The organism is Actinokineospora auranticolor (assembly GCF_002934265.1).
In the GTDB taxonomy this organism is placed as follows: domain Bacteria; phylum Actinomycetota; class Actinomycetes; order Mycobacteriales; family Pseudonocardiaceae; genus Actinokineospora; species Actinokineospora auranticolor.
Genome location: NZ_PTIX01000038.1, coordinates 42,720 through 60,685 on the forward strand (window position 1 = coordinate 42,720; position 17,966 = coordinate 60,685).

12 protein-coding genes are annotated in these 17,966 nt (G+C 69.8%); 9 read left to right on the forward strand and 3 right to left on the reverse strand.

The features are described from left to right. Positions 1-37: 37 nt before the first annotated feature. The gene (locus CLV40_RS35235) at positions 38-1,102 is read right to left on the reverse strand and encodes a hypothetical protein (RefSeq protein ID WP_104483364.1); all 1,065 of its coding nucleotides are present in this window, start codon (positions 1,100-1,102) and stop codon (positions 38-40) included. Between the two features lie 536 nt (positions 1,103-1,638). On the opposite strand from CLV40_RS35235, the gene CLV40_RS35240 reads away from it, so the two are divergent. The 8 genes from CLV40_RS35240 to CLV40_RS35275 all read left to right on the forward strand — a co-directional run bounded on the left by CLV40_RS35240 (position 1,639) and on the right by CLV40_RS35275 (position 13,291). Further along, a complete protein-coding gene (locus tag CLV40_RS35240; protein ID WP_104483365.1) occupies positions 1,639-2,661 on the forward strand; it encodes a hypothetical protein in 1,023 nt (340 codons plus the stop codon). After that, the gene (locus CLV40_RS40645; RefSeq protein ID WP_219824202.1) at positions 2,652-3,119 is read left to right on the forward strand and encodes a pilin; all 468 of its coding nucleotides are present in this window, start codon (positions 2,652-2,654) and stop codon (positions 3,117-3,119) included. Before CLV40_RS35240 ends, CLV40_RS40645 begins: the two co-directional genes overlap by 10 nt. Positions 3,120-3,285: 166 nt before the next feature. After that, positions 3,286-5,478: a TrbL/VirB6 family protein gene (locus CLV40_RS35250; protein WP_181043945.1), complete on the forward strand. Its 2,193-nt coding sequence runs from the start codon at positions 3,286-3,288 to the stop codon at positions 5,476-5,478. Beyond that, a complete protein-coding gene (locus CLV40_RS35255) occupies positions 5,475-6,680 on the forward strand; it encodes a PrgI family protein (RefSeq protein ID WP_104483366.1) in 1,206 nt (401 codons plus the stop codon). The genes CLV40_RS35250 and CLV40_RS35255 overlap by 4 nt, the downstream gene beginning before the upstream one ends. Beyond that, positions 6,680-8,566, forward strand: coding sequence for a VirB4 family type IV secretion system protein (locus CLV40_RS35260; RefSeq protein ID WP_104483367.1), 1,887 nt, complete (start codon positions 6,680-6,682; stop codon positions 8,564-8,566). The genes CLV40_RS35255 and CLV40_RS35260 overlap by 1 nt, the downstream gene beginning before the upstream one ends. A 23-nt stretch (positions 8,567-8,589) precedes the next feature. After that, positions 8,590-11,172, forward strand: a complete 2,583-nt coding sequence (locus CLV40_RS35265) for a DUF8128 domain-containing protein (protein ID WP_104483378.1) — start codon at positions 8,590-8,592, stop codon at positions 11,170-11,172. A gap of 93 nt (positions 11,173-11,265) precedes the next feature. Continuing rightward, entirely contained in the window at positions 11,266-12,303 is a 1,038-nt protein-coding gene (locus CLV40_RS35270; RefSeq protein ID WP_104483368.1) for a replication-relaxation family protein, read from the forward strand. 7 nt (positions 12,304-12,310) lie between these two features. Next, positions 12,311-13,291: a C40 family peptidase gene (locus tag CLV40_RS35275; protein ID WP_104483379.1), complete on the forward strand. Its 981-nt coding sequence runs from the start codon at positions 12,311-12,313 to the stop codon at positions 13,289-13,291. A 152-nt stretch (positions 13,292-13,443) separates the two neighbouring features. Here CLV40_RS35275 and CLV40_RS35280 read toward each other — a convergent pair whose 3' ends face one another. Then, entirely contained in the window at positions 13,444-13,947 is a 504-nt protein-coding gene (locus CLV40_RS35280; protein WP_104483369.1) for a YcxB family protein, read from the reverse strand. 160 nt (positions 13,948-14,107) lie between these two features. Between CLV40_RS35280 and CLV40_RS35285 the strand changes: the two genes are divergently transcribed. Then, entirely contained in the window at positions 14,108-14,839 is a 732-nt protein-coding gene (locus CLV40_RS35285; protein ID WP_219824203.1) for a P27 family phage terminase small subunit, read from the forward strand. 1,386 nt (positions 14,840-16,225) lie between these two features. Here the strand turns inward: CLV40_RS35285 and CLV40_RS35290 are convergent. Continuing rightward, positions 16,226-17,966 (reverse strand): DEAD/DEAH box helicase (locus tag CLV40_RS35290; RefSeq protein WP_425428261.1); only part of this gene is annotated, 1,741 nt, incomplete at its 5' end.

Consider the following 17,966-nt stretch of genomic DNA (forward strand, 5'->3'; position numbering starts at 1 on the left):
GGTCCGGGACGGGCGGGGTCGGCGTCGAACGTGGTCATCAGGCGGGACCTCCGTCCCTCGACGTGGTGCTCGTCGGGGGTGGCGTCGGTGTCCGGTGCTCGTGTGGCTGGGCGAAGACCAACAGGTCGGAGTGGACGCGCGCGTGCGGCGAGGGCAGGCCGCGGACTCGTGCCCGGTGCCCCTCGTCCACCTCTTCACCGGTGTCCTGTCGTCGGTCGGGGGTGGGGTCGGGGTGGAGGAAGCGACCGTCGCGGATGGGGGCGTGCAGGGCGACGATGTGCTGCAGGTAGAGCAGGTCGGCGGTCTGCCCGGCGGCCACCACCTCGCCGGTCGGGTCGGTCAACCGGCCGCTGCTCCAGTCACAGTGGGTGAGCACCACGAAGACGCCGCCGACGCGCAGCAGGCGGGCCGCGACCAGTGCGGCGACATCGGCGAGAGGAACGCCCAAGCGCCCCGGCGGCAGGCTGGCGATGACGAGATCCGCGGTGGCGAGTGCCACGTCGAGACCGTCCGGTGAGACCACCTCGGGCGGCGGCGGGATGGCCGCGGGGGTGGTGTCAGAGTCGGTGACGAGGTCAGCCCAGAACGGGCGGGACGCGCCCACGGACAACGAGCCGGCGAGCGGCAGCCGCTCGATCCGGGGAGTGCGCTCGAGGCGTTCGACCGCAGCGCGAGCTTCGGCCGACTCGGGCTCCGGGTCGGTGTCGGGGGCGTGGTCGATGACCCCGCCGGGCCCGATCCACGCGGGCCTCGGCTGCTGGGCGTGGACGGGTTCGGCCAGGAGCACGACGCGCGCGCCGGGGTCGCTGAACGAGGTGACGATCCGCTCCACGAGCGCGACCGGCCACCCGGTGTCGAGCGGGATCGGCGTGGCCCCGGCGGGCCACACGGTCGCCGGGGTTGGCGTCGAGGGCGCGTCGCCCGAGCGCGTACGGGTGGTGACCGCGGCGGGCTTGGCGGGGCTGACCCGGGTGGTTCCGGGCGCGGTGGGCCACGGGCGGCGGTCCCCGCCCCGGCGCCCGCCGGGACGGGTGTCGGCGGGGCGGGCGGCGTCCGCGCGTCGGCGCGGGGCGCGGCGGTCGGGGTGCTCGGAGTCGGTCACGGGTGTCCCTTCGGGAGGGTGGGGTGCGCCCGCCGGGGCGTGGCGCTTGAGGACACTCCTTAACTCCTGAAAACAGGCCCTCCGGGGACATCGATCCGCGAACTTTTTTCTCCGAGTTTTCGACCGCGACTTCCGGTGAACAAGGCTCGCGCCCGCGCGTACGCGAGAACAGGTATCCCCCGCCGATAGACGTGTGCTTCCGTTGCGCGCGAAGATCTTGCTCCATGCGATCGTCTACGCCTGTTGCCGAGAGCGATCGTGCCGTCACAGCTATTACCGGAGTGGTACGAAACTGGTACCGCCTCGCGGATGCCCAGCTAGGCCGACATGAACGATCGCCGTCGTCGATCTTGCCGTGGGGGCCGCGTGATCCACGCGCGCCCGCCAGGGCGATCTTGTGTCGCGCGTGGACGATCTTCGTAATACTTTGGTACTAGTTCGGTATGGGTTTCGTACCAGTGCGGTAAGAGTTTCGTACCACCCCGGGTGGCGTCCTGGGCGGGTCGTTGTTCCGACTCGCTTCAGGGACGATTCCCATGGCTTCTCATCAGTTCATTCCCCGCCCGGTGTTCGAGCGCGATCCGAACGCGTTGGACGCGGCGCGTTCGACGTTCGAGTGGTTGGTCACCGGGCCGCACCCGGTGTCGCTGGACGGCCGCTTGTTCCCCGGGTTCCCGGCACGATGGGTGCCGCTGGACGAGGTGTGCGATCTGCTGCTGCGCGCCGACTGCCGGCAGACGGTGCGCGACGCGGTGTGGACGCATCTGGTCCGCCTGGCCCGCACCGAAGGCGGTACCTGGACCATCGGCGCGGTCGGTGTCGCGCTGCCCGCGCTGACCTCCGTCTGCGCGAGGTTGTCGGCGCGGTTCGCCGGTGACCCGAGCGACATCCACGCCGCCGTGCTGACCGCGTTCGTCGCCGAACTCGCCACCATCGACCTCCACCGTCCGCGCGTCATGAACCGGCTGCGGTGGGTCGCCTACCGCGCCGGCTACGCCTGCGTCCGCGAGGCGTTGACCATGCCGCGGCCCTCCGGCCTCGGGTACGGGTCGATGACGCCACCGCCGCCGTCCGGGCACCCCGATTTCGTCCTCGCGGACGCGGTCGCCGCGGGCGTCATCACCGCGGCCGAGGCCGAGCTCATCGGCTCGACTCGCTTCGAGGACGTGTCGCTGGCCGATGCCGCGGCGCTGCGCGACCTGTCCCACCAGGCGGTGAAGAAGGCGCGCAGGAGGGCCGAGTTCCGGCTCGTCGACTACCTGCTCGCCGACACCCGCGACACCCCGACCACACAGGACACCACCCGCACCCCGGCGCCTGGGAACGCCGACGGCACCAGCCCCTCCGACGCGACCGCTCACCCGACCGCGACCGGCGCGCCGTCACGCACAGCCACCGCGGCCCGGGGAAAACGGGCGAAGAAAGTTCACGATCGCGTGTCCCCGGAAGGCTCCTTTTCCGGAGTTGAGAGGCGCGGAAGAAAACACACCCCCGCGGATCCCTCGCCCCAGCCTCAGCCGCTGTCGGGCACGACTCCGGGAGCGTCGCGATGCGCCTGAACCGAACCCACCCTTCCCTCTCCTGCGATCCCGAGACCGCGGTCGACCGTCCCGACACGACACCGACCACCGCGCCGACGACTCCTCGGCGGTGCACGAGCGACACCGCGCTCACCAGCCGTCGGCGACCGCGCCGCCGGGGCCCGGTGGTCCTCGGACTGGTCGTCCTGGCCGTGCTCGCCGGCGTCACGCCCGCGCACGCGGACACGATGGTGCTCGCGATCGCGGGCAGCGTCGACGAGGTCCTGACCAACATCCGCAACTGGATCATGGGCATCCTCGCGTTGCTGGCGACGGTGTTCCTCACCATCGGCGGCGTCCGCCGTGTGTTCGGCGCCGGGGATCCGGGCGAGCAGGAGAAGTCCAAAGAGGCGTTCAAGGCCGCCGGGATCGGCTACGCGCTGGCCGCTCTGGCCCCGCTGGTCGTGACGGTGCTCAAGGGCATCGTCGGGGGTTGAGCCGATGACCCCCACCGGCCCCACCACGCCGCCTCACACCACGGCAACCACTACGCGAGACTCCTCGATCGGCTCCCCGGATCTGCCCGTGCTCGCCCCGCCGACGACACGGACCCGACGGCGGACGCGGTTCGCGCGACCCACGCGGGCACGGGCCCTGGTTGCGTTGACGGTCAGCCTGCTCGTCCTCGTCGTCGCCGCGCTCGCCGCCGCGGGCACCGACCCCCACGGCGGCCCGCGGGTGTCGCTGGCCGCCGCCGTGCAGCCGCCTGTGCTGCCGATTCCCACGGTCGACCCGGACCCGTGCGGGTCGCTGCCGCTACCGGTCTGCGGCACCGTGCCCCCGACCGCCTCGACCACACCGTCGACGCCGCCGTGCACCGGGGAGGGCTGCATCCCCCAACCCGGGACCACCACCACGCCCGCGCCCGGCCCGGGCACCGGACAGCCGGGCCAGGGCGGTGAGGAGGAGGACGACTGCGGGATCACCGACCCCGTGGCGTGCGTGACCGAGGCCATCAACGCGCTCTTCCGGGGCATCGTCACCGAGGCGCTCAACCCGCTCCTCGATCTATTGGGGCGCACGTTGTTGACCACGCCGATGCCGGACTCACTGCCCCGCCTCGGCGAGCTGTGGGACAACTCGTGGCAGATCCTGCTGATCGCCTACGGGCTGCTGGTGCTCATCGCGGGTGTCATCGCGATGAGCTACCAGACCCTGCAAACACGACACTCGATCAAGGAACTCCTGCCTCGCCTTGTGGTCGGGTTCCTGTCCGGGGCGCTGTCGCTGTGGGTGGCCACCAAGGGCATCCAAATCGCCAACGCGCTCGTCGCGGCGATCATGGGCGGTGGGGTCGACGCCACCACCGCCGGGCAGACGCTGCGCAACCTCGTCATCGGGTCGCTCAACGGCGGGCTGTGGATCATCTTCATCGGCCTGTTCCTCGCCGGGATGCTCATCGCCCTGCTCATCACCTACGTCGTCCGCGTCGCCCTGACCCTGCTGCTGATCGGTGGCGCACCGCTGGCGTTGATGTTCCACGCCCTCCCCCAGACCGAGGGCATCGGCTACTGGTGGTGGAAAGCCTACGGCGGCTGCCTGGCCATCCAGATCGGACAATCCCTCACTCTGATCACCGGAGTGAAGGTCTTCCTCGCCCCGGGCGGTTTCACCGTCTTCGGACCGACCGTGTCCGGGCTGGTCAACCTCCTCGTGGCGTTGGCGTTGATGTACATCCTGTTCAAGATCCCGTTCTGGGTACTCGGATCCATCCGCGGCGGAGGCGGCGGCCGGTCCCTGATCGGCGGACTCGTCAAGGGCTTCCTCGCCTACAAGACCTTCGGCCTGCTCGGCGGCGGAGGTGGCGGTCGGCGAGGGCCCCGCCCGACCGGCACACCCAAGAACGGGGGCCGCCGCGACGGGGCCGGTGACGGCCGACTTGACCCGTACAAGTCCACGCGCGCCACCGCGGGCGGTCAGCTGATGCTGCCCCTGCCCGGTGTCCGCCGCACCCGCCCGACCACCGCGAAGAAGACGCCCACGCCGACAGCGACACCCACCACCTCGGGCAAAGGCCAGGGGCGTCAGTTGGCGCTGCCGTTGGGCGAGGACTGGCCGGAGAACAAGCCGGTCCTCGGCCGCGACGGCCAGTACCGACTGCCCCTGGACGTCCAACCCGCACCCGTCCCACCCGTCCCGCCCTCGGCCGCCGACCCGGGTGTTCCCCGCGCGCCGAGGAAGCGTGCGAGGCAGCCGGAGTTGCCGTTCGACCCGTACCAGGGCAACCGCCCGACCAGCAGCGGGCAGTACCCACTCCCGCTGGACGGCGTGCGGCGAGTACCCCGCCCACCCGCCCCGACACCGCCCCCACCGACTCCGCCCACTCGTCGGTCCCGCGCGACGCAGCCCGAACTGCCCTTCGACCCCTACAAGGGCATCCGTCCCACCAGCACCGGGCAGCACCCACTCCCGCTGGACGGCGTGCGGCGAGTGCCGCCTCCAGCACCCGGCCCGTCGCGAGCACCGGTTCCGCCGACGTCGCCGTCGCCTCGTCCTCGGGTCACGCAGCCGGAGCTGCCCTTCGACCCCTACAAGGGCATCCGTCCCACCAGCACTGGGCAGTACCCGCTCCCGCTGGACGGGGTGCGGCGCACTCCCGCCGCACCACCGGCACCGCCCACACCGACACCACCTGGACCGTCGCGCCCGGCGCCGCGCGCCGGGAAGCAGCTGCGGTTGCCGCTGGACCTGCCCAAGCCGCCGACCCCGCCGCGCTTCACCCCACCACCGCCGCAGCCGCCTGTTCCACCACCAGCCGCGCGGCCCACCACCCCGAAGCCTGGAGGTAAGCCATGACCGCGCCCGTGCGCATCCCGGCCGACGTGGACATGCACGACCGTGTCCTCGGCCCCCTGACCGCCCGCCAACTCGCGATCCTCACCGCCGCCGGAGCCGCGCTCTACCTGCTGTGGGCCGCGACCCGCGGCCTGGTGCCCTTGCCGGTGTTCCTGGCCGTGGCCGTCCCGGTCGGGGCAGGCGCGGCGATGCTCGCCCTCGGCCGCCGCGACGGGGTCCCGATGGACATCCTGCTCCTCGCCGCGATCCGCCAGCGCCTGGCCCCGCGCCACCGGGTCGCGGCGCCCGAGGGGGTACGGCCCGCACCCGCCTGGCTCACCACCACCCACTCCACCGCCGCGGACGCGAGCGCGGGGAAGCGCGCGGGCCGAGGGACACCGCCGCCAGATGAGCCGGTGTCACCCTCGGCGTTGCGGCTGCCCGCCGAGTCGGTCACCGAAACCGGAGTAGTCGACCTCGGCGCCGACGGCCTGGCGGTGGTCGCGGTCGCCAGCACGGTCAACTTCGCGCTGCGGACCGCAGCCGAGCAGGAGGCACTCGTGGCGAGTTTCGGGCGGTACCTGCACTCGCTGACCGCCCCGGTGCAGATCGTGGTGCGGACCGAGCGGCTGGACCTGTCCGCGCAGATCGCCGAGCTGCGCACGAGGTCCGGTGGGTTGCCGCACCCCGCGTTGGAGGCCGCGGCGATCGAGCACGCCGACTACCTCATGCGGCTCGGGCAGCAGTCCGACCTGCTCCGGCGGCAGGTGCTGCTCGTGCTGCGCGAACCCCTCGGCCCGACCAGGCCGACCGATGGGTTGGGTGGCCCCGGCCCGCTCGCCGTGCTCGCCGCGATGACCGGCAAGCGCCGCAAGACCACCGGGCAGGCCGACACCGGGGCCCGGCGGGCGGCGGAGACACGGCTGGTGCGTCGCCTCGGCGAGGCAGTCGAGCTGCTGTCCCCCGCCGGGATCGTGGTGACACCTCTGGACGCCGGGCAGGTGACCTCGGTGCTGGCCTCGGCGTGCAACCCGGACAGTCTGCTGCCCCCGTCGGCCGAGCTGGCAGGCGCCGACGAGGTCATCACCACCACCCCCACCGCGTGGTTCGTCGAGGACGACCACGACACCGCCCCCCAACACAACCCCCAGGCAGCTGCCCGCGACGAGGGCGGCGACTGGGACTACGACGAGGACTTCGAGGACGAGAGGGGGCGCTCCTGATGGGCACCCGCACACACCGCACCCGACGCCCCAACACCTCGACGACCGCCGCGCCCGGGGCCGCGGCGTTCACCCCCGACGCCCTCTCCGTCGCCGCCCGCCACCTGGAGGTCGGCGGCGAATGGGTCAGCTCGTTCGCCGTCGTCGGCTTCCCCCGCGAAGTGCACCCGGGATGGCTGGCGCCGCTGCTGACCTACCCAGGCCGCCTCGATGTGTCCGTCCACGTCGAACCGATCGACCCGGCCACCGCCACCGACCGACTGCGCAAGCAACTCGCCAAGTTGGAGGCCGGGCGCCGACACACCGCCGAGCACGGCCGCCTGTTCGACCCGCGGGTCGAGGCCGCCACCGAGGACGCCTACGACCTGTCCTCCCGCGTGGCCCGCGGCGAGGGACGGTTGTTCCGGGTCGGGCTGTACCTGACCATCCACGCCGCCACCGAGAAAACCCTCGCGGACGAGATCGCGGCGCTGCGGTCGCTGTGCGCGAGTTTGTTGTTGGACGCCAAACACACCACCTACCGGAGCCTGCAGGGCTGGGTCTCGACGTTACCCATGGGTCTGGACCTGATCGGGATGCGCCGCACCTTCGACACCGCCGCGCTGGCCGCCGCGTTCCCGTTCACCAGCCCCGACCTGCCCGCCCCCGACCCCACGTCGGTGGCCGCGCCCTCGGGAGTGCTCTACGGCTACAACATCGGCTCCCAGGGGCTGGTGCACTGGGATCGGTTCGGCGACGGGATGCACAACCACAACTCCGTGATCCTCGGTCGGAGTGGGTCCGGCAAGTCCTATCTGGTCAAGCTGGAACTGCTGCGGTCGCTGTATCGGGGGATCGAGATCGCCGTCATCGACCCCGAGGACGAATACGCACGCCTGGCCACCGCGGTCGGCGGGACCTACGTCCACCTCGGCGCTCCTGGTGTCCGGTTGAACCCGTTCGACCTGCCCATCCACACCCGTGCCGATGGTCGGCGGACCGCGCCCAAGGACGCCCTCACCCGACGCAGCCTGTTCCTGCACACGGTGATCGCCGTCCTCATCGGCCTGGAGTTGGAGGCGGGCGAGCGGGCGGCGCTGGACCGGGCGATCGCCGCGACCTACCAGTCCGTCGGCATCACCGCCGACCCCCGCACCTGGACCCGCCCCTCCCCAACCCTGCGCGACCTACGCGACCGGCTCGCCGAGGCCGGTGAGCGATCCGCGGCCGAGCTCGCCGCCCGCCTGCACCCCTACGTGGACGGGGCCTTCGCGCAGCTGTTCGACGGCCCCACCAGCACCAGCCCGGAGGGACACCTCACGGTGTTCAGCCTGCGCGACCTCCCGGACGAGCTGAAGGGCGCCGGCACGCTGCTGGTGTTGGACGCGGTGTGGCGGCGGGTATCCAACCCGGCCGTTCGACGGCCTCGGCTGGTCGTGGTGGACGAGGCGTGGCTGCTCATGCAACAGAAAGCCGGCGCGGAGTTCCTGTTCCGCATGTCCAAAGCCAGCCGCAAACACTGGGCCGGGGTCACCGTGGCCACCCAGGACACCCCGGACCTGCTCGCCAGCGAACTCGGCCAGGCGATCGTGGCCAACGCCGCCACACAGATCCTGTTACGCCAGGCGCCGCAGGCCATCGACGAGGTCGGCCGCGCGTTCGACCTCTCCGCCGGCGAACGGGCGTTCCTGCTCTCGGCCGATCGCGGTCAGGGCTTGCTGTCCAGCGGGACTCAACGGGTCGCGTTCCAGGCCATCGCCTCCCCGACCGAGCACTACCTGGTCACCAGCAACCCCGCCGAACTCGCCACCCACCCCGACACCCACCACGCCGAGGACATGTTCGTCGACCTCGACGACGAGGGGTACGACAGCGACGACACCCCGATCGACCTGGGCACCGCATGAGCCCGCACCCACCGTTCGAGACCATGATCATCGGCGCGCCGGCGCGCAGCTCCACCCCGCTCTCGACCACGGCGTCGGGGTGGGTGGAGGACTACCTGCGAGACCCGGGTGGCGCGTTCACCGCACTGCTGGGCCGACTCCGCGACCTCGCCATCACATGGGGGCCGATCGCGGTACCCGTGCTCGCGGCCCTGGTCACCGCGGTCGTGCTCGGGCGTCAGAGGTGGCAGCGACGCTGCCACGAGCAGCTGCTCGCCGATGCCCGCATGGTCACCGTGCTCGCCCCACCCACCGTGGACCCCGCCGGCGGCGCCGCGCTGTGGTCCAACCTCGTCGGCCTGCTGCGGCCCGGGTGGCGGCGGGCGTTCACCGGACAGCCGCACGTGGCGTGCGAGTACGTGTTCTCCGAGGCCGGAGTCGCGATCCGACTCTGGGTCCCCGGCGTCATCCCGCCCGGCCTGGTCGAGCGCGCAGTGGAGGCGGCGTGGCCCGGCGCGCACACCCGCGTCGGCCCCGCCGAACCGCCCCTGCCCGCACCCGGCGAGGGGCAGCGGCGACTGGTGGTCGGCGGCGAACTCCGCCTCGCCAGGGCGGAGGCACTGCCGATCCGGTCGGACTTCGACGCCGACCCCATCCGCGCCCTGCTCGGCGCGCCAGTCGGCCTCGGCCGCGACGACCACGCCTGCGTGCAGATCCTGGCGCGCCCGGTCACCGGCCGCCGCGTCCAACGCGCCCGCCGCGCCGCCCGCCACGTCCACACCGGCGGCTCGACCCGGGTGGTCGGTCGCCTGCTCGACCTGATCACCCCCGGCACCCGACACCGGTCGCGCCGCCCGGCCTCGGCACGCACAACCGCCGGGGCACTGCACTCCGACCCACAGACCTCCCTGGAGTACTCGGCGCAGAACAGGGCCATCGTCGCGAAACAGCGAGGAAGCCAGTTCGAGACGGTGGTCCGCTACGCCGTGGCGACCCTGCTACCCGCCGACACCGCCGACGACCAGCTGCGCCAGGCGCGCGATGTCGCCCGCGGACGCGCCCACGCCCTCGCCGCCTCGTTCGCCTCCTACACCGAACACAACCACTACACCCGCCGTCGCCTGCGCCACCCCGGCGCGGTGATCGACCACCGGCAGCTCGGGCGCGGCGACCTGCTGTCGGTGCCCGAACTGGCCGCGATCGCCCACCTCCCCACCGACGAGTCCATCCCCGGCATCCAACGCGCCGGGGCCCGCGCCGTCGCGCCCCCACCCGGGATCGTCACTCCGGGCCCGGACGCCAAACCCCTCGGCGTCACCGACGCCGGCCATCCACGCCCGGTCGCGCTGCGGGTGGCCGACGCCCGCCATCACCTCCATGTCCTCGGCGCGACTGGCTCGGGCAAGAGCACCCTGCTCGGGAACATGATCCTGTCGGATGCCGAGGCGGGTCGCGGGATCGTGCTCGTGGACCCCAAAGGCGACCTGGTCACCGACGTGCTCGCGCGTCTGCCCCGTTCGGTCGCCGACCGGGTCGTCGTGTTCGACGCCGACAGTCGCTACTCCCCGCCCTGTCTCAATCCCCTCGACGGTGGTCAGACGGACGTGACCGTGGACAACCTGGTCAGTGTCTTCCGCCGCGTCTACTCCGCCTTCTGGGGACCCCGCACCGACGACGTGATGCGCGCGGCCTGCCTGACCCTGCGCACCCAGGAAGGCGTCGCCACCCTCGCTGACCTGCCGAAGTTGTTGGCGGACAGCGCGTTCCGTGGACGGGTCACCGCAGGCGTCACCGACCCGGTGCTGCGGGGTTTCTGGTCCTGGTACGAGGAGCTGACCGACTCCACCCGATCCCAGGTCATCAGCCCGCTGATGAACAAACTCCGCGCATTCCTGTTGAGACCCTTCGTCCGCGACGCCATCGCGGGCGGACACTCCACCGTGGACATGGGCGAGATCCTCGACGGCGGCATCTGCCTCGTCCGCATCCCCAAAGGTTCCCTCGGCGAGGAGACCACCCGGCTGGTCGGGTCGCTGGTGGTGGCCCGCACCTGGCAGGCCGCCACCGCCCGCGCCCGCATACCCCAACGACTCCGCCGCGACGCGTCCCTGGTCATCGACGAGTTCCACAACTTCCTCAACTTGCCCTACCCCATCGAGGACATGCTCGCCGAGTCCCGGGGATACCGGCTGGCCATGGTCTACGCCAACCAACACCTCGCCCAACTCCACCGCGAACTGCGCGAGGGCATCTCCACCAACGCCCGCAACAAGATCATCCTCAACGCGGGCCCCGAGGACGCCCGCGAACTCGCCCGCCACACCGCACCACGCCTGACCGACCACGACCTCGCCCACCTCGGCGCCTACCACGCCGCCGCCCGCTTGGTCCTGCACGGCGAACAGACCCAACCCTTCACCCTGCTCACCCAACCCCTCCCACCCGCCATTCCCGGCCGCGCCCGCGAGATCCGGGCGGCGGCACGCCGCAACACCACCCGGACACACCAGACCACAGCCGCCGCAGACAATTCCGCGAACGACAGCGGCCGGCCTCCACGACGGCCCACCGGACCGTCCCACCCGGCCGACCGGACGCCGAGCAGCGACCCTCGCCGCGCCCGCTGACCGAGTCACCCCCACACCACTCCCACACCGCCCACTCGCCTGGCGCTCCCACGCCCGCGGGCGGCTTCACCGCGCCCACCAGGAGGTCGACTCATGATCACCAACACCCAGCAGCGCGCTCTGCGCGGCCACCAACCCACTCGCCCCACACCTCGCGCCGCCAACACCGCCGAGCACCGGGCGATGCTGGCGTGGCGGATGACCCCACGCGACAAGTGGATCGGCCGGATGCTGTGGGAACACCGCGTGTTGACCACCCACCAGCTGACCGAGTTGGCCTTCGCGGGACCGCGGACCGCGCGGATCCGGCTCCGCGAGTTGTTCCTGCTCGGCGTCACCGATCGTTTCCAGCCGTTCGTCACCACCGGCAGCTCACCGATGCACTACGTCCTCGCCCCCGCGGGCGCGGCCGTGCTCGCCGCCGAGGACGGCATGGAGGTCAAAGACCTCGGCTACCGCCACGACCGCGTCCTCGGCGTCGCCCACAGCCTGCGCCTGGCCCACACCACCGGCGTCAACAGCTGGCACACCGCCCTGGTCGCCCACGCCCGCCGCATCAGCGGCGACACGGCGTTGACGGCGTGGTGGTCGGAACGACGTTGTGCCCGCCACTTCGGGGACCTGGTCCGCCCCGACGGCTACGGCCGCTGGCAGCAGGCGGGTCGGGAGATCGAGTGGTTCCTGGAGTACGACACCGGCACCGAACCCTTGGGCAAGCTGGCCGGGAAACTCTCCGGCTACGCCGCCCTCGCCCAGGCCAGCGGAATCAGCACCCCGCTGCTGGTGTGGGTGCCCACCTCCCGGCGAGAGGCAGGTGCCCGCCGTGCCCTGGCCACGGCATGGCGCGGCCTCGACGACCCGGCCTCGGTGCCCGTCGCCACCGCCGCGGCAGAACTCCTCGACCCCGCCGCGGCGCACCCTGGTCCCGCCGACGAGGTCTGGCTGCCCCTCGACGCCACCGCGGGCGGCGTCCGACGCGGGCTGGCGGGGTTGACCGAGGCGTGGCCTCACCTTCCACCACCGGTCAGCCCGACCAGCGACACCGTCCTCGGCGTCGGTACGCCGGTCGCGATGGTGCCCGCGCCGCAGCCGATGCCGCCCGTGGTGCGTGGCCGTTCGGGACGGCGGTGAGACGCCGATGCCCACCAAGCTGGTCCTCACCGCCGCCGCGGTGCTGCTGCTCATCGTCGTCCTGCCCGGCGCCGGTGTCGCCGGGGTGCTCTCGGCCATCTTCGGCGGTTCGGACACCATCACCCTGGCCAAGTGCTCCACGCCGATCGCCGACATCCCACCCGACTACTGCCAGCTCTACGTCACCGCCGCCCCCGACTGCCCCGGCCTGCCCTGGACCGTGCTGGCCGCCATCGGCAAGGCCGAGACCGACCACGGCCGCTCCACCCTGCCCGGCGTCCGCGACGGCGAGAACTCCGCCGGCGCCGGTGGCCCGATGCAGTTCCTCGCCTCGACCTTCGCCAGCGTCGTCGCCGCGCACCCACTGCCCCCCGGAGGGGTCTCACCACCATCGCGGTACAACCCGAGCGACGCCATCCACGCCGCCGCGTTCCTGCTCTGCGACAACGGAGCCCGCCAGGGCGACCTCCGCGCCGCCGTGTTCGCCTACAACCACGACGACCGCTACGTCGACAAAGTCCTCGCCCAAGCCGCCCTCTACACCCAAGCCATCCTCGGTGGCACCGGCGAAACCGGCGCCGGTGACTGCGACGCCATCCAGGCCCCCAACCCCGCCGCGCTCGCCGCGATCAACTACGCCTGCGGACAACGAGGACTGCCCTACGAATGGGGCGGCAACGGCCCCTCCCGAGGCGACACGGGCTTCGACTGCTCCGGCCTGACCACCGCCGCCTACGCCGCCGCCGGAATCACCCTGCCCCGCACCGCGCACACCCAGTTCCACGCCGGACCACGAGTCCCCGACGGACAACCACTCCTGCCCGGCGACCTCGTCTTCTACGGCACACCCGCCAAAATCCACCACGTCGGCCTCTACCTCGGCGGCGGCCTCATGATCGACGCACCCGACTTCGGCCAGGTCGTCAAGAACGAACCCTACCGCTACAACGGCGACGACTACGCCGGAGCGACGCGCCCGGCCAGGTAACCATATATGTAGTTTCCGCTCGAATCTGAACACTTCCGGGTGTACTTGAGCACCGCGTGAGCATTTGTTCATGTTTCCCAGAAAGGAGGTCGCTACGGTGCACGCCTTCTGTCCCAACCCGAAGTCGAAGGAAGGCCGGTGGCCGGGCTATTTCACGCGCGCTGGGCCGGCGCACGCCGTAGCGGGACCACCGACGTCCGCGCGGCGGCGAGGGCGGCGAACTCGGCCTGCTGCTCCGGGGTCATGAGGTTCTTGGGCAGCGGGACTGCCTGCGACTTGGTGAACATCAGGTACCAGACGTCGGGCTTCTCCACGACCCGCGCCAGCGTCTCCCAGTGGCACCGCATCTGGGCCAGCGGGTACGCGATGCTCACCCACTGGTCGTCGATCACCAGGTTGAACGCGGCCCGAGTGGCGGACCAATGCGCCTCCAGCGCCTGGGCGGCCGTGACCCGCCCGATGCGGAACACCAGCAGGGGGCCGAGGATCACACAGACGACCCCCACCACCTTGTCGATCGTCGTCAGGGTCAGCATGGCGACGCCAAGCGCGACGAGCACCGCGCCCAGCACGTAGAGCCGGTTGAGCTGCGGACGGAGCAGGAACTGGGTCGTGCGCTTGAACAGGCGCTCGTCGTACGGCACCGCGATCGTCATGGACACCGGCACACCTTAATACGAATGACGTTCGCGGCTGCCAGGGCGAGCGCATCCCCGCCTGTACGGGTTCCAGCCCTCCGATCAGCTCGCCGACTGCCACGAGACGGGGCGGTCAGTGGGCAAGCGTGGACCCGCACCCAAGCCCACGTCGCTGCGCGTGCTGCACGGTGACCGCCCCGACCGGATCAACACCCGCGAGCCGGTCCCACCCGATGCCGAGGTCGAACCGCCGGACCGGCTGTCCGACTCGGCCCGCGCGATCCGGGACCGGCTCGCACCCGGACTGGTCGCCCGCAAGGTGCTGACCGTCTGGGACGCCGACGCCCTCGCCATCCTGTGCCAGGCGGTGGCCCGCTACCGCGAGGCCACCAGCCTGCTCAACAGCTCGGCCCTGCTCGTGCAGGGATCGGGCGGGCTGGTGAAGAACCCAACCACCACCCTCGGCACCGCCAACGACCTCGCCCTCCGACTACACGCCACAGGCGACCACCGGGCCGCGCGCGATCTCGACGAGGACACCCTGGCGCGCTACCGCCGCGTGCTGGGCGAGGACCACCCCGACACCCCGCGGACGGGACGCGATCTCGTCTCGGTTCTCCGCGACCTTGATCAGCACGACCAAGCCGACGCACTACAAACATGGATCGACCACACCGCCACATCACGACGATCATGGACCAATCGCAGACCGGCAAGCACCACAGAACCATCTTGTTCGCGTCATCACGAACATCCGGTCATGCCGCAGACCGTGCGCACTACACAGGGCAGAGAATGCTCAAGCAGCGCGGAAACCACCCACGGACGAGCCGCTCACATCGCACGGAAACACCAGGTCCAGCGATCAGATTTGCTCATGTTCGTCCGGAACGTACACCTATCTAACTAGTGCAAAATGCCTAGAAGGGTGACGTTTCCAAGTTCTCGCCGTCCTTACCGTAAGGGCCCCAGTTGTAAATTTCGCACTGCATTTCGCACCCGGGACCAATCTGATACATTCGCCAAGTTCCTCCAATGCAATCTCATTAAAGGTCGTAACATTTGCCGAAATAACGCCACTCAACCGGAAAGCCACTATCCTGGCCGCGCTTGCCATTGGCACGTCAGCCAAATCGCACTCGTCCTGATAGTAGCCGGCAACGGAGTCTAGACTAGCCAAATAGGCGTCGATAGGCGTTTCAAAGCAGTTGCGGACGAGTTCGGCCGCAGAGTATGCGGGTTCGGCTCCACCGCAAAAGTTTTCAACTCCTGCGCACGTCCTAGGTCAGATTGACCAGAGGGGTGGACGTAAAAGAATTGGTATTCGGGATAAACTACACCAGGATTATACCCGACTACCACTACTCCTATAGGGCTAAGCTTGCTCGGATCCTCGTCTTCTATTGACCGCAGCCTGTCGATCACCGTTTCGCACGACCCCTGCAGAGATACGCACGATCTCAACTCGACGCCAGCGGTTCGACGAATGAACGCAATCGTATGCTCATCGTGAACGGTAGCTCGGCCGCAGGTCAGAATGACAGCTTTAAGGTCAGAATCCACCGCGCACGATTTGATCGTATTGTCGAGTTTTTGGGCCTGAAATGTCGTCCGTCCGTCAGAGACGGCGACGACTCCGTTGCTGCATCGGAACGCGGCCAGCATAGTCATGGTCCGCAAGTATAGCGTTCGCAGTTATTAAATCAACTGGGGTTTCACCGGCATGGCTTGACTTCGCCAGTTGGAGGAAGCGTTCATACACCTGTAGCAGTTGGCAGCCGCACATAGAGACTGGTGATGGTGCGACGGCCCAGAGAGACCGCGAACGAAACCGGCGAGACGGGCGGGACCAACGATGAGACCGGGTCGGTGGCGCGTCTCGGGGTGGTCCCGGACAGCGCTAGGCCGCTGGCCGAGCCGACCACCGAGCAGCGGATGTGGGCGTACTATATGACTAGTGGGCCAGGGGCCGGAGGCCGACCGGCGCGGACCTGGACCGGATTGCCGGGCCTGACAACTACGGCCGAGGGTGCTACGCCGGTGGCAGCAGGCCGGGCACCTGCCACCTGATATCGGTGGTTTATACGGTCGTCGCGACAACCAGGGGTTAAAGTCGGTCTTTGCCTCGTCGCAGGGGTTTGTGGTGTGGGTGCAGCCCGCGCGTGCCTCGTCGAGCATTTGTTGGGCGTGTGTGCGCGGCGTCGTCCCTTCCTCGGTCGAAGGTCGTTGCTGGTGTGGGCCTGGCTCTCCCGGTCCCTGGAACTGTACTCGTTGTGAGCATGGCGGCTGGCGTTGCCTACCGTGCGCCGAACGCTTTCATCTGATTCCAGTCGAGTCCGGCGTCATTGACGTCATCTTCGGTCAGGAGGATATAGTGCCATCTGCCGTCGACTTTGCCGCTGTTGTTGACGGTGTTGGCCCAGGTCTTGGCGGCCTTCGCCTTGGCCTGGACGTCTTCGGCGTTGGCGTCCTTGTTCATTTTGGTCTCGATGAGCCAGCACGTTCGTTGCCCGTCGACCTCCTCGATTGCGACGAGGTCGGGGTTGTACTCGCGGCCCTCCTGCGTCCAGGTGATCGGAAGGTCGTTGATGTGGAGGCGTGCCCACACGATGACGTTGGGGGCCTCGTCGAGCGCCTGTGCAGCCTTGTACTCAGGTGAAGTGTCGAACCAGGCATACTCGTAGAGGCACTTCTTCCAACCGTTGTAGGCGACTGACTTCGAGTGCGGCTCGGAGTGCCCGCCAAGGTGTTCCTTGGCGACCTGGCGCTCCTTCTGCAACCTCTGGAACTTCACCTCATCGGAGAACACAACGTCCTGACCGGCGACCTTCTTCAGCTGGTCCGTAACGAGGTTGGTGAGCCTACGGCACGCACGCTCCCAGAATGCGGACAAGTGCTTTTGCGCGCCGGTTCCCATACCGTCGATTACCAAATCAGCGAGGCGCTGCGCCGCGCGGGCCTCTCCTGCTTCCGGGCGGACGCTCGGGGCGCGCATTATGGCTTTCACGAGACCAGCGCGAGAGGTTTCAAGTGGGATATCAAGGGCAAGGGCCTCGACCCTCGCCTCGGCTTGCACGCCGCGGACCGTGCCGCCTTCGTCGGGCCGCAGCAGTGTCCGGCGCAATTCGGTATCGGCCTCGGTCGCCAGGGCCTTGCCGAGCGCGGTGAACGGGGCGTCGTCATGGATCTGGTTGAGGGAGATCACCGCCTTGGAGGCGACCTTCTGTGTGTACGGAATCGCGATCTCAGCGCGGTCCGGGAGCGGGTAGTGCTTCCGAATGTTGGACTCGGTCTGCTCTGCCGCGTCCTTGGCCTTCCCAAGGAGACGCTGCAAGTCGACGATGCCACCCGCAGGCGCGGGCTCCACAGGGAGCGAGCCAGAGGTCTGCTGGGCGGCGGGCGTCTTGTCACCGGCAACGGCGTCGTTTTGCGCCGCACCTGCGGGGATGACATCGGCCGCTTCGTTGACGATCTTTCTGCGGGCGACCAGCTTGCCCTCTGCGGTGCGGCGGATCTCGGCGAGTACGGCGTGGTCAATGAACTTCTCGTTAAGCGCTTGCCGCTTAGCCAGCAGGGCCTCGTAGCGCTCGTGAGCGAGCACCTCGACAGTGTCGAGCATCTCGACCCCGGTGTACGTCCCAAACGGGAGTCTCATACCTCGACCCAGCGTCTGTTCGGTGAGCACGGATGACACGCTGGCGCGCATGGAGGCGATGACGTAGACGTTCTTGACGTCCCAGCCTTCCTTCAGCATGCCCACGCTGATGATGACGCGGACGGGTGACTGCGGGTCCTCCACGTCCTCCAGCGCGGCCAATGCCGCTTCCTTCTCGTCGCCCTTCAGGTTTGAGTGGACGAGCAGCGTGCGGCCGATCCAAGCGCCGTTGTCGAACGCTTCACTGTCGAACAACTCCTGGTAACGATCGGCTTCGGCCGTGTCTTTGGGGTGCCTCGAAGTCTCCGGACAGCGGCTAAACAACGGTCGGTATCGCTGACTTTCGAGCGTGGTATGCGTGGTGCACTTCTCGTGGCGTGCG